Raw genomic sequence first — 12255 nt, forward strand, 5'->3', positions numbered from 1 at the left:
CAAATCATGAAGAAGCTGACATTCACCGCGGTCTCGCGGAACTACTTCAACATGCCGGTCTGGATCGCCAAGCACCGCGGCATGTTCGCAGATGAAGGGCTCGATGTCGCGATCGAGCTTTATGAGGGCGTCGACGAGGTGACGAATCGCATTCGTGATGGCCGCGCCGAGCTCGGCTACGGGATCACCGAGCACGTGATCCTCGACAGCGAGGCCGGCGGCTTCCTCGAAATCGTCGGCGGCAATGTCAATCGGCTGCCGTTCTCCTTCATCACCGGCAAGAACATCAGGACGGCGGAGGATCTGCGCGGCAAGACCGTCGGCGTCTCCTCGATCGAGGCGGGCAGCTCGTCGCTCGTCATGAAGCTGCTCGCCGCACGCGGCCTCGAATACCCGCGCGATTACAAGATCCGTGCGGTCGGCCCGATCCTGACGCGCTGGCAGATGCTGCAGTCCGGCGAGATCGATGCCGGCCTGCAGGGCGCGCCGCTGAATTACATGGCGATCGACCAAGGCTATCCCAGCCTGTGCGAGCCGCGGCAGGAGGTGCCGTATTTCCAGTTCACCTCGCTGAACGTCGACAGCCGCTGGGCAAAGGCGAATACGGACGCGCTGCACCGCTTCATGCGGGCCTTCGTGCGGGCGCATGAGTGGTTCTTTGCCAACCGTGCCGGCGTTAGCCCGATCGCGATCGCCGAAACCGGGATCGCGCAGCGCTATGCCGAGCGCGCCTGGGACGAATACACCAGGGATGAGATTTTCCCCCGCGATGGAGATGCGAACGACGCCGCGGTGCAGGCGCTGATCGAGATCAGCTCCTTGATCCGCGCGGTGCCCAACCGCGTCAAGTCGCAAGCCGCCGACTACATCAACCGCAGCTATCTGCACGCCGCGCAGCACGACGTCGCGGCGGCCTGACGGTCACGACCATGTCGACCTTATCTGATATCGACTACGGCAGCCGGCTTCGCGCCGGGCTGCTCATTCCATCCGGGAATTCGGTGGCCGAGCCGGAGATCCGCGCCATGCTGCCGCGGCAAGTCTCCATGCTGGTGACACGGCTGGCGTTGCGCGGCAGCTCGAAGCCGGAGCTGATGCGCATGCTCGATCGGCTTGAGGCCGCCTCTGAGCTGCTGGCGGACGCCGAGGTCGATGTCATCGTATTCCATTGTACGGCGGTCTCGACCTTCGCGCCGGAGCTCGCCGGCGGAATCCGTGAGCGCATCCAGTCGGCCTTCGGCATCCGCTGCTTCACCACGGCGGATGCGATCCTGGCGGGATTGACGCGCCTGAACGCGAGGCGGGTCTCGCTGCTGACGCCCTATATCGATGAGGTGCACGCGCGCGAGATCGCGTTCCTGGAAGCCAGCGGTTTCCAGGTCGCGGGCGGCGCCAATCTCGGGATCAACACCAATTCGGAAATGGCGGGCCTCAGCCCCGAGGCGATCCTCGACTGGGCCAAGGGCGCGATCGATCCGCGCGCGGATGCCTGCCTGATCAGTTGCACGGCCATCAAGTCGGCGCCGGCGATTGCCGAGCTCGAGAGGGTCTCAGGAGTCCCCGTGCTCACGAGCAATCAGAGCATGGTGTGGCACCTCATGAGGTCGAACGGCATCGACCGCGATGTCGCGGACTATGGTTGCCTGTTTTCGACCGGCCGGGTCGTAAGGGGCGCAGAGCGGAAGCCAATCGCCGCGAATCGTTAAGGCAATTCACAGGCGTGGAGGTGGCCCACGTGGACCAGCCGCGCAGATAACTTTTCGTCGCGCGGGTGATCAGGTACATCCAGGCTTCGTTCCCTGCCGCCTGCGGCAGGGAGATGATGTGCTGGCATGTCCCAAGGCTTCACGGATGAAGAAGACGAAGAATGTGCAACCGGGCGCTCCCGCCCTTGAAAAGGGGCTGGATCTTCTGGAAGCGCTGTCGGCTGAGGCGCGCGGTCTCAGCCAGAAGCAGTTGGCCGAGCGGGTCGGCCGCTCCGTCGGCGAGATCTTCCGCATGCTGGTGGCGCTGGAGCGCCGCGGCTATGTCACGCGCGATCCGGCGACGGGTGAATACACGCTGACGCTGAAACTGTTCCGGATCGCCTCGCAATTCCCGCCGGCGGAGCGGCTATTGAAGGCCGCGCTGCCCGTGATGGAGCAGCTTGCCGGCCGGGTGCGGTTGTCCTGCCATCTCACCGTGCTGCACGGCGAGCAGTTCATGGTGATCGCGCGGATCGAGCCGGAATGGCTGATGGGCTGGTCGGTCAAGGTCGGCGCCGTGTTTCCGCTGACCCAGCAATACGCGTCGGCGAAGGTGCTGGCGGCGTTCCAGCTCGAAGGCCGGCGCGAGGAGCTTGCGGAAGTCATCGCTGCCAATGATCGCATCAGCGGCAAGAAGGCGCTCGCGGCGCTCGACCGAATCTCGGCGGAGGGCGGCAATTTCTCCAACGACGACGGCTATACGCGTATCCTCGCCTATAGCTGCCCGATCGTGGAAGCGTCGGGCCGCGCGGTCGCTGCGCTGACCGTGCCCTTGGTGCGAGAGGGCCGCATCTCCGCCGGCGAAGCCGCCACCATCGCCACCGAGTTGCGCGCCGCCGCGAAGATCGTGTCGGAGAAGATCGGCGGCGTGCCTTAGAAGTCGAGTGGCAGGCACGGTGGAGGTGTGCTCCCTCTCCCGCTTGCGGGGGAGGGCCGGGGTGGGGGTGTCTCCGCGAGGCGAGACTCTTCGTGTGGACAGAGCCCTCACCCGGATCGCATCTGACGATGCGATCCGGCCTCTCCCGCAAGCGGGAGAGGTGAAGGGAGCGTCTCTAACCTACCGTCATGCCGCCATCGACGACCCAGGCGGCGCCGTTGACATGCACGGCGGCGTCGGAGGCAAGAAACGCGACGACATCGGCGATATTCTCCGGCTTCCCGTACGGCGCACCACCGCTGCGGCGTGGCGTGACGGACCGCTCGCGCGCCTGGTCCTCGAGCTCCTGGATCATCCGCGACTCGATCGGCCCCGGCAGGATCGCGTTGACCCTGATCTTCGTTCCTGTCACCTCCAGCGCCGCGGTGCGGGTCAGGCCGAGCACCGCATGCTTGGAGGCCACGTAGCCGGCGAGCCCCGCACGGCCACGGATCGCCGAGGTCGAGGCGGTGTTGACGATCGCGCCCCGGCCGCGCGGCCTCATCCTCGCCAGCACGTATTTGAGACCGAGGAAGATGCCCTTGACATTGACCTGCATCAGCCGGTCGAACGTATCGTCAGGGTATTCGTGCAGCGGTGCGACCACGCCCTCGATCCCGGCATTGTTGGCGAAGATGCCGATCGGACCCAGCTTCTGCTCGATCGTTTCGATAAACGCCAACGTCTCCGGCGCGCTGGAGACGTCGGCGCGGACGGCCAGCGCCTTGGCGCCGGCCGCTTCAACCAGGCGCGCCGTCGCCGCGGCCGCCGCCTCATCGATATCGACGATCGCGACGGCCGGGGCGGTTCGGGCCAGCGCGACCGCGATCGCCCGCCCGATGTCGCCACCACCACCGGTGACGAGCGCTACGTCGCCCTTCATGATTTCAGGAAGTCACAGCCGCCTTCCTCCAGCGGCCGCCACGCTTCGCTCGGCGGAATGGTCTTGATCAGCTTGTAATAGTCCCAGGGATACTTGGACTCTTCCGGCTTCTTGACCTCGAACAGATACATGTTGTGCAGCTTGCGGCCATCGGCGCGAACGCTGCCCTTGCCGAACAGGGGATCGTCGGTCGGCAGCTTCTTCATCTCCTGCACAACTGCCTTGCCGTCGCTGGACGCACCAAGCGCGTCGACGGCCTTGAGGTAGTGCAGCGTGGCGGCATAGACACCGGCTTGCAGCGCGGTCGGATAGCGGTCGCCGTTGCGCGGCGCGAAGCGCTTGGCCCAGGCGCGGGTATCGTCGTTGAGATCCCAGTAGAAGGATTCGGTGAACTGCAGGCCCTGCGCCGTCTTCAGCCCCAGCGAATGCACGTCACTGAGATAGAGCACGGTCGCGACCACGCGCTGGCCGCCCTGCGGGATGCCGAACTCGACCGATTGCTTGATCGAATTGATGGTGTCGCCGCCGGCATTGATCAGGGCGATGACCTCTGCCTTCGAGCTCTGCGCCTGCAAGAGGAAGGAGGAGAAATCCTGGCTGTTGATCGGCGTGCGCACGCCGCCGACGACATTGCCGCCGAGTTTCTGCACGACGTTCTTGATGTCCGCCTCCATCGCGTGCCCGAACGCGTAATCGGCGGTCAGCGTGAACCAGGTCTTGCCACCGCTGCCAACGACCGCCCGCGCGGCGCCGGACGACAGCGCGTAGGTGTCGTAGGTCCAGTGCACAAGATTTGGCGAGCATGATTTGCCGGTGAGATCGGACGAGGACGCGCCCGACACCAGGAGCGTCTTGTTGTTCTGCTGCACGACGTTGCGCACCGCGAGCGCCACCGAGGAATTCGGCGCGTCGATGATGGCATCGACCTTGTTGCGGTCGATCCATTCGCGCGCGATGTTGGCGGCGAGATCGGCCTTGTTCATGTGGTCGCCGCTAATGACTTCGATCGGCCTGGTCATCTTGTGCGGCGAGGCCTGAAAATCCTCCACCGCCATCTTCGCCGCCAGCAGCGATCCGGGTCCGGTGACATCGGCATAGAGGCTCGACATATCCGTAAGCACGCCGAGCCGAAGCGGCCCGGGCTCCTGTGCCTCTACGCCGAAGCTGGCAAGGCCCAATGCCATGCCGCCAAGGCCGGCCATCAGCCGGCGCCGGTTCAATGAAATAGACTTTATCATATCCAAAACCCTCCCTTGTATGGTCCGCGCTCTCGCACGGATGGTTGCGCCCGCGCGTGCTTGGCGCGCGGGTCGATGTTGTCGTTTACGGAATCAGGCGCTCGATCAGCCGCCGGTCTTCGACCTCGAAACCGCCGCCATAGACCTCGGACACCATGAATTGCGCGCCCAGGATTTCCGGCTTGAGATCCGCGATCGGGTCGTATTCGCTCGCGTGCAGCGTCATCGAGGCGCGGCCGGGCAGCGGCGCGGAATATTTCAGCGGCGTGCGGCGATAAGCGATGTCGGCATAGGCCGTCTCCAGGCGCTCCGGATGCGGCAGGCGGCGGACATGGATTTCGCCGGCGGGCAGCTCGTTGCCGTCGACGATGCGGACGACCGGCGCCTTCGGATCGGGCGTGAAGGAAAAGTCCGCCAGCGCAATGCCGCGCCGCCTGACCGATCCGTTGATCGAGCCGTCCGGCTGCTCATTGAAGGTGTAGTGCGCATCCTTCTTGGTGTAGCCGAAGACCTCACGGCCGGCGCAGATCCCCATCGGGTCGCTGCAATACATGAAGATATGCGTCTCGGTGAACAGGCCCTTGTAGCGCACGGGAACGGTGATCATCAGATCGAACATCTGCCCGGCATGCACCGCCAGCGAATGGCCCGGCGACACCATGAAACGGAAGGCGACGCGGTCGCTCGCGATCTCGAACGGGGTATCCGCAAGCAGGCTCGCCACCTTGCCCGGCGCGACGCGCGTCATGATCTCGACCGTCCGCAACGTGCAGCCCCACTCCACGGGATAGGCCGGCGAGTAGGGTGGATTGACCCCGCTGTTCGGCTTCAACCGGTAATCGCCGAACATACGGCGCCGGGGATCGTTGGGATCGGTAATCAGGTCGGTCATCTGGGCTTGCTCTCCATCGGCTGCATGCTCATCGCATGGCGCTCGCTTGCGTGTTCCGCATCAAGACCTTCTGCTGGTCGCCCATGACGTGGGCGTGGAAGGCTATCGCGGCCTCGGACAGGTCGCTCTCCGGAGCATATTCCGGCGCGAAGTTGCTGTAGCGGTCGACGCCACGCACCAGCGTGGCGCTGTCGTTCGTTCCCACCACCTGCCGCACATGGGTCGGCAGATAGCGGATGGCAAAGCCGATCCGGCGCTTGCCCGATGGGTTCGGGTCGCTGCCATGGATCAGGCGGACGTGATGCAGCGACATCTCGCCGGGCTGAAGCTGCAGCATCACCGCCTTGCTCTCATCGACGTCGACCGCGATCTCCTGTCCGCGCGTCAGCAGGTTGTCGGTCGCAAAGGTGTCGCGGTGGGCGACCTGCTCCAGCGTCTGGGTATCGGGAATGACGCGCATGGCGCCATTCTCGGCAGCGCTTTCGGACAGCGCGACCCACGCGGTGACGATATCGGCGGGGTCGAGCCCCCAATAGGTCGAGTCCTGATGCCAGGAGACGAAGCCGGGATCGCGGGCCTCCTTGATGAAGAAGGTGGAACTCCAGCAGAGGATGTCGGGGCCGATTACGCTTTCGACTGCATCGAGAATGGCCGGATGGCGGATCAGGCCATCAAGCCAAGTGAACAGCAGATGGCTCTTGTGGCGCATCGATCCTTTGAGCAGGCCGTACGCGGCCTCATGCGCCTCCAGTTTCGTGCGAATGCCTTCGACCTCGCCCGCCGACATGACCCTGATCGGCGCGTAGTAGCCGTGCTCGCGGTAGTGGTTGATGGCAGCTTCGGGCAGGACGGCCATGGTTTCCTCATTTCATATATGTATTCTTATTTGCATATATGAAATCAGATCAAACCCGAGTCAAGCCATGGATGTGCGGTTCCGCGGGTCCCGATTGCGTCCGAATCGGGACTAGAGTGTTTTCGAGCGAAGTGGGCACCGGTTCGCGTGAAGAAAACGCGTCAAAACAAGAATCTAGAGCTTCGGTTCTGATTCCATCAGAACCGAAGCGCTAGAAGCGCCATCCAGAAAGCGGTTGCCAGCCCCGCTAGGTGGCGAAAAGATGGAGTCAAACCGAAAAGGGAGTGCTCCGTCGTGCATGTGAAAGACAAGGTCTGCGTCGTGACCGGAGCGGCTGGCGGTATCGGCGAGGCCGTGGCGCGGGCCTATGCCGAGGCTGGGGCCCGCGGCGTTGTCGTCGCCGATCTCAAGACCACGCGCGAGCGGCTCGCGAGCGTCGCCGGCGATATCGACGGGCTGGCGGTGACCGCCGATGTCGGGCTGGAAGAGGACATCAAGGCGCTGGTCGCGGCGGCGGAAGCCAAATATGGCCCGGTCGACATCTTCTTCTCCAATGCCGGGCTGTCGCGCAAGGGACAGGAGACCGCCTCCGATGCCGACTGGGATGTGAGCTGGCGCGTGCACGTGATGAGCCACGTGTTCGCGGCGCGGGCGCTGGTGCCCGGCATGCTCGCGCGCGGCTCCGGCTATCTCCTCAACACGGCGTCCGCCGCGGGTCTCTTGGCGTCGCTGAACTCGATGTCGTATGGCGTGACCAAGAACGCCGCGGTCGCGCTCGCCGAGCATCTTGCCATCCAGTATAGCGACCGCGGCATCCGCGTCTCCGTGCTGTGCCCGCAATCGGTGCAGACGGGCATGACCACGCCGGGCCCGAGCGCGGCGCGGGTCGATGGCGTCATGCAGCCGGCCGAAGTCGCGCGCATCGTGATCGAGGCGATGGCGGAAGAACGCTTCCTGATCCTCTCGCACCCGCAGGTGCAGGAGTACATACAGCGAAAAGCGTCCAATCGTGACCGCTGGCTCGCCGGCATGCGCCGCTTGCGCGACCGGATCTACGGCGCGCCGTCGTCAGCGTAGACACTCTTTCCGTCATTGCGAGCGAAGCGAAGCAATCCATGGTGCCGCTTGCGGAGATATGGATTGCTTCGTCGCTGTCGCTCCTCGCAATGACGGGCTCACACACCCTTCGGCGCGAATTGTTTGAGTAGGCCCGCGTAGCCCTTCGCGGCTGGAAGCGCGTAGGCGCCGCGGCGCGAGGTCGTGAGCCTGAGGCCGACCAGCGCCTCGGCCTGCTTTACCGCGGCGGCGACGCCATCGATGACGGGGACGCCGAATTTCTGCGACAGTGCGGCCGCAAGATCGGCCATGCCTGCGCAGCCCAGCACGATCGCCTCCGCGCCGCGGTCCAGCGCCTGCTCGATCTCAGCGCGAAGCTTTTCCTCCGCGCCCGAGCCCGGTTTTTCCAGATCGAGCACCCCGACGTTGCATGCTGTCACCGAGACCCGTTCGGCAAATCCATAGCGACGCACTAGCTCTTGCAGCGGCACGACCGAGCGCGGCAGCGTGGTGACGATCGCGATGCGCTTTGCGAGTTGGCCGGCGGTGACCAGCGCCGCCTCGCAAATGCCGACCACCGGGAATGGCGCCGCCGATCGCGCCGCATCCAATCCGGTGTCGTCGAAGCAGGCGATGATGCCGGCATCAGCGTGCTGCGCGCCGAGTAGCGCCTGGATCAGGCCGGGGACCGCGAAGGCCTCGTCGTAATATCCTTCGATCGAGACCGGCCCGATCGCCGAGGTCACGGCAGCAATCTCAGTGCCGGGAGATGCCACCGCGCGCGCCGCGGCGGCGATGGTCTCGGTCATCGTGACGGTGGTGTTGGGATTGACGATCAGGATTCTTGTCGGTGCCATGGCGTCATCGTAGCCAAGTTGAAGCCGCCTGGCAAAATTGGTCACGTCCCATGACCTTCCTCAAGGAGCCTGTGGCCGCTTGCGGGCCGCTGTGGCATGCTCAGCGCGACTTCCTTATGCCAAGTTGCACAGGGTCCTAACCTAGGGAGGACGGCCATGGTAACTTATGTCGTGTTGGCGAAGTTCACCGATCAGGGAATCCGCAACGCCAAGGACTCTCCGAAGCGAGCGGAAGCTTTCAAGGAAATGGCGAAGACGTTCGGCGTGACGGTGAAGGAGATCTGCTGGACCCAGGGGCGATATGACGTCGTGACCTTCCTCGAGGCGCCGGATGAGTCGTCCGCCATGTCGCTCAGTCTCAGCCTCGGCGCCCTCGGCAATGTTCGCAGCGAGACGCTGCGGGCGTATTCGGCGGCCGAGATGACGAAGATCATCGGCAACATGCTCTGACATCACTGCTGTTGCCAACGTGGTTGTTCGGGCCGCCGCCGGCCGGCGCTCCGAGGTGGCGGGTCGTGTGCAGCCGCTTACTGCTGAGCCTGCCTCTCGAGCAGGTGATCCTTGACCAGGCGCACGGCGCCCCGCCGCCACGAATAGTCGGCGCCCATGCGAAGCCCGCTGTCGGCCCGCGAAACGACGGCGCCGGTCCTGATGTCGCGGACTTGAAATCCGATCGTGTATTCGGTGCGGCTGAGCCGCCGCACCACGCCGATCAGCGATTGATCCGCGCCGAGTTTCAGGGCGATGCCGACTTCGCAGCCGCCGCAGTCGCGCAGCGTATGCGTCTTGACCGCTTCCGCGTTCGTGCCGCTGGTCTCGATCACCCGGTAACTGCCCGATTGCGCGAGCAGTTCGCGAACGCCATTGGTGGCATCGGCCAATTGTGCCGCATCCGAAGCCGCGACGCCGCTTGCCTGAGCGGCGGCAGTGGTATCTTCCAGCTCGAAGTCGAACACCGCAAGCGCGATAGGCGCAGACGCAATTGCCGCAGAAGCTGCTAGCTGCGCCGCAAGTGCCGCACGAATGTCGCGGGACAGGAAGGTCTCGGCGCGATCCCACGCCTCGTCATTGTCGCCCCGAAACGTGTAGCGCCTTTCGAACAGGATACGGTTGGCGCCGACGTCGATGACCGCAGCGCTTGCGAACTGGACCAGGGTGCTCATCTTCTGCACCGCGCCTGTGATCAGGACGTTGGCGCCGCCTTGCGCGGCGGCTTGCATGCGCTCGGCGGACGTCGCCCGATCGTCCGTCGAGGGCGGAACGAGGCGGTAGTGTCCGTCCGCCTCGACGTCGCGTCTCAGCGCGGCCATGAACGCCTGCAGGCGCTTTTGATGGGCGGCGGTCTGATCGATAGGCTCGCCCGAGGTGTCGAGATAGCCGAAGTCTTCAATCGTGACGCCCAGAGTCCGGGCTGCGGGCGCTCCGGTATCGGCATTGGCGGAACCGAAGCCCAGCAAGAGCCCAAGCACGGCAACGGTGAGCAAACCAAGACGGGATCGGCGCATCGGCGGACCTTTCAGTGATCATGCGGGCGTCCAGGCTATGCCGACCAGGCCTGCCGCTGAAGCTGAGACCTCCCGACGGTAGCCGGGAAAACTTCACGACGTCATTCTCGGTTGCGAGCAGCGCTTTCCGCCGCTTGCATTCTGCCGTTAAATGTATGGGTCCCGCTCGTAGAGCGGGAGTCCAAAATTGTCCGCGCGAGGGGGATCCGCAAGATGTGGGACCACAGGAGCGATCTGAAGGTACGGTTGATGCTGCGCGTTGCGGCCGTATCTGCCCTCTGCTTTGCGGCCATCTCGGCCTATTTCCTCATCGACGCCGATAGGTCCGTGCGCGCCAGGACCAATGCGATCGCCGAAGTCGCTGCAAAGACGCTGGAGCTGCAGCAAAACAAGATCCAGTGGGTGAACAATCCGCGGCCCGAATTTCCCGACCTCGACAATGTCGCGACGGCGGTCATAACGCCCGGTCTCTGTCTTGCGTTTCGCGCCAGCGATGGCGATATCCGGCAGCGCTTCTGCGGCGGCGCGCCGAACGAGGACAGCGCTCCGCCACAAATATTCGCGGCGTTCTATCGCAGCCTGTTCGATCCCGGCCGAGAGGCCACGCGGCCCGTGATGTCTCGCGGCGCCATCATCGGCGAGGCCGTCGTCTGGGTCGATCCGGCCGTGCTCACGGCCGGGGCCTGGCACGAAGCGGGCCGTCTGATGACCGTGCTCGCGCTCGCGCTGCCGTTATTGTGCGCGCTGGTCTATGCGGCCCTTGCACGCGCGCTGCGTCCGACGCGGTTGATCCGGAGCGGTCTCGAGCGGATCGCCGCAGGCGACCTCACCGCGCGCCTGCCGCCGTTCGATCTTGCCGAGCTTTCGACCATCCGCGACGTGTTCAATCACCTCGCGGAGAGCCTCGGCACGGCGCTGTCCGAGCGCAGCGAATTGACCCGCAGGCTGATCGCGCTGCAGGACGAGGAGCGCCGACATCTTGCGCGGGAGCTGCACGATGAATTCGGGCAGTCGCTCGCCGCGATCCGCGCGCTGGCGGCATCGGCCCGCCATACCGCGGGACAGGATTGTCCCGCCATGCTCGCCGAATGCGACGGCATTGCGCGCATTGCGACCGACATGATGGAGACCCTGCGCGGCGCGCTGTTCAGATTGCGTCCGCCCGACGTCGAGGAACTTGGACTGGCGGCAAGCCTGGAAGGTCTGGTCGCCGGCTGGAACGGGCGCAGCCGGGGACAGCCCCGCTTCGAAATCATTTTTTTCGGTCGGTTGGAGAATACGCCTGCGGCGGTCAGCGCCAATCTCTACCGCATCGTGCAGGAAGCGCTCACCAACGCGGCCAAGCATGCGGGCGCGACGCGGGTCATGCTACGACTGAGCATGCGTGAGGCGGAGGCTCCCTCGAATGAGGGCGCCACAATCGAGCTCGACATCGAGGATGATGGCCGGCTCGGCGATCCCGCCGTCAAATCCGGAATGGGTTTGCTCGGGATGCGCGAGCGCGTCGCCGCCCTCGGAGGGTGCCTGAGCTTTGAAGCCGGGCAAAACGGCGGCTCCGCCTTGCGCGTCGTTATTCCCGTCGCGCCGTCCGGACAGCATGGCGCCAGCCTGGAGCGTGCGGCATGAATGGCGGCGGCCACGCCATCATGCTGGTCGACGATCACGCCGTCGTTCGCGAGGGCTATCGCTCGGTGCTGCAGAAGCAGCCGGGATTGCGCGTCGTTGCCGAAGCCTCCGATGGCGCCGAGGCCTATCGGTTGTTCAAGGCCACCCTGCCCGACCTGGTCATCATGGATCTGAGCATGCCCGGCATCGGCGGCATCGAGGCGATCAGGCGCATCCGGCAATGGGACAAGCGCGCCAGGATCCTCGTGTTCACGATGCACCAGAACGCGGCCTTCGCGGTGCAGGCGATCCGTGCCGGCGCCAGCGGCTATGTCACCAAGACAAGCCCGCCCGAGACGCTGGTGCACGCCGTGATGGACGTTCTGGCCGGAAAGATCGCCATCAGTCCTGATATCGATCATGAGCTGGCGCTCAGCCGGCTTGCTGGCGAAGCCGCTGCCGCGGATGTTCTCTCCGCGCGCGAATTCGAAGTGCTGCGCATGCTGCTGGCCGAGAGGACGACCGAGGAAATCGCCGAGGCGCTTCACATCAGTCCCAAGACGGTGGCGAACCTGCACTCCCTCATCAAGGACAAGCTCGGCGTCGGCTCGGATATCGAACTGGTACGGCTGGCGCTGCGGCAGGGGATATTGACGCAGATCGATCTGGGAGAGGCGTGAGGGGAGCGCTCACTGAACGGAA

At 64.9% G+C, this 12255-nt stretch carries 13 protein-coding genes; 7 read left to right on the forward strand and 6 right to left on the reverse strand.

Translation table 11 applies throughout. The features are described 5' to 3' along the window. Positions 1-6 precede the first annotated feature (6 nt). From AC5ZG5_RS07715 to AC5ZG5_RS07725, 3 genes are all read left to right on the forward strand, one after another. Positions 7-918 (forward strand): ABC transporter substrate-binding protein, encoded by a 912-nt coding sequence (locus AC5ZG5_RS07715; protein WP_456641391.1) that lies wholly within the window; start codon positions 7-9, stop codon positions 916-918. An 11-nt stretch (positions 919-929) separates the two neighbouring features. Further along, on the forward strand, positions 930-1706 hold the full coding sequence (locus AC5ZG5_RS07720; RefSeq protein WP_456641390.1) for a maleate cis-trans isomerase family protein: 777 nt from the start codon (positions 930-932) through the stop codon (positions 1704-1706). A gap of 145 nt (positions 1707-1851) precedes the next feature. Then, positions 1852-2622, forward strand: a complete 771-nt coding sequence (locus AC5ZG5_RS07725) for an IclR family transcriptional regulator (protein ID WP_051397226.1) — start codon at positions 1852-1854, stop codon at positions 2620-2622. A 175-nt stretch (positions 2623-2797) separates the two neighbouring features. On the opposite strand, the gene AC5ZG5_RS07730 is transcribed toward AC5ZG5_RS07725, so the two are convergent. The 4 genes from AC5ZG5_RS07730 to AC5ZG5_RS07745 form a co-directional block, all read right to left on the reverse strand. Beyond that, complete coding sequence (locus tag AC5ZG5_RS07730; RefSeq protein ID WP_456641389.1) at positions 2798-3544, reverse strand: SDR family NAD(P)-dependent oxidoreductase; 747 nt, start codon at positions 3542-3544, stop codon at positions 2798-2800. Then, positions 3541-4782 (reverse strand): ABC transporter substrate-binding protein, encoded by a 1242-nt coding sequence (locus AC5ZG5_RS07735; RefSeq protein WP_409334827.1) that lies wholly within the window; start codon positions 4780-4782, stop codon positions 3541-3543. The genes AC5ZG5_RS07730 and AC5ZG5_RS07735 overlap by 4 nt, the downstream gene beginning before the upstream one ends. Positions 4783-4867: 85 nt before the next feature. Then, positions 4868-5674, reverse strand: coding sequence for an acetoacetate decarboxylase family protein (locus AC5ZG5_RS07740; RefSeq protein WP_207231086.1), 807 nt, complete (start codon positions 5672-5674; stop codon positions 4868-4870). A gap of 28 nt (positions 5675-5702) precedes the next feature. Next, positions 5703-6530: a phytanoyl-CoA dioxygenase family protein gene (locus tag AC5ZG5_RS07745; RefSeq protein ID WP_456641388.1), complete on the reverse strand. Its 828-nt coding sequence runs from the start codon at positions 6528-6530 to the stop codon at positions 5703-5705. Positions 6531-6824: 294 nt separating this feature from the next. Here AC5ZG5_RS07745 and AC5ZG5_RS07750 point away from each other — a divergent pair, with 294 nt between their 5' ends. After that, positions 6825-7607 (forward strand): SDR family oxidoreductase, encoded by a 783-nt coding sequence (locus AC5ZG5_RS07750; protein WP_456641387.1) that lies wholly within the window; start codon positions 6825-6827, stop codon positions 7605-7607. A gap of 98 nt (positions 7608-7705) precedes the next feature. On the opposite strand, the gene AC5ZG5_RS07755 is transcribed toward AC5ZG5_RS07750, so the two are convergent. Beyond that, a complete protein-coding gene (locus tag AC5ZG5_RS07755; RefSeq protein WP_456641386.1) occupies positions 7706-8443 on the reverse strand; it encodes an aspartate/glutamate racemase family protein in 738 nt (245 codons plus the stop codon). A 156-nt stretch (positions 8444-8599) separates the two neighbouring features. Between AC5ZG5_RS07755 and AC5ZG5_RS07760 the strand changes: the two genes are divergently transcribed. Continuing rightward, positions 8600-8893, forward strand: a complete 294-nt coding sequence (locus AC5ZG5_RS07760) for a GYD domain-containing protein (protein WP_028168477.1) — start codon at positions 8600-8602, stop codon at positions 8891-8893. 77 nt (positions 8894-8970) lie between these two features. On the opposite strand, the gene AC5ZG5_RS07765 is transcribed toward AC5ZG5_RS07760, so the two are convergent. Continuing rightward, positions 8971-9948 carry a DUF3280 domain-containing protein gene (locus AC5ZG5_RS07765; RefSeq protein WP_456641385.1) on the reverse strand — a complete coding sequence of 326 codons (978 nt, stop codon included), beginning with the start codon at positions 9946-9948 and terminating at the stop codon, positions 8971-8973. Between the two features lie 213 nt (positions 9949-10161). Here AC5ZG5_RS07765 and AC5ZG5_RS07770 point away from each other — a divergent pair, with 213 nt between their 5' ends. Then, the gene (locus AC5ZG5_RS07770; RefSeq protein ID WP_456641384.1) at positions 10162-11574 is read left to right on the forward strand and encodes a HAMP domain-containing sensor histidine kinase; all 1413 of its coding nucleotides are present in this window, start codon (positions 10162-10164) and stop codon (positions 11572-11574) included. After that, on the forward strand, positions 11571-12233 hold the full coding sequence (locus AC5ZG5_RS07775) for a response regulator (protein ID WP_456641383.1): 663 nt from the start codon (positions 11571-11573) through the stop codon (positions 12231-12233). The genes AC5ZG5_RS07770 and AC5ZG5_RS07775 overlap by 4 nt, the downstream gene beginning before the upstream one ends. The last annotated feature ends 22 nt before the right edge of the window (positions 12234-12255 follow it).

Source organism: Bradyrhizobium sp. Ses1, from assembly GCF_059512365.1.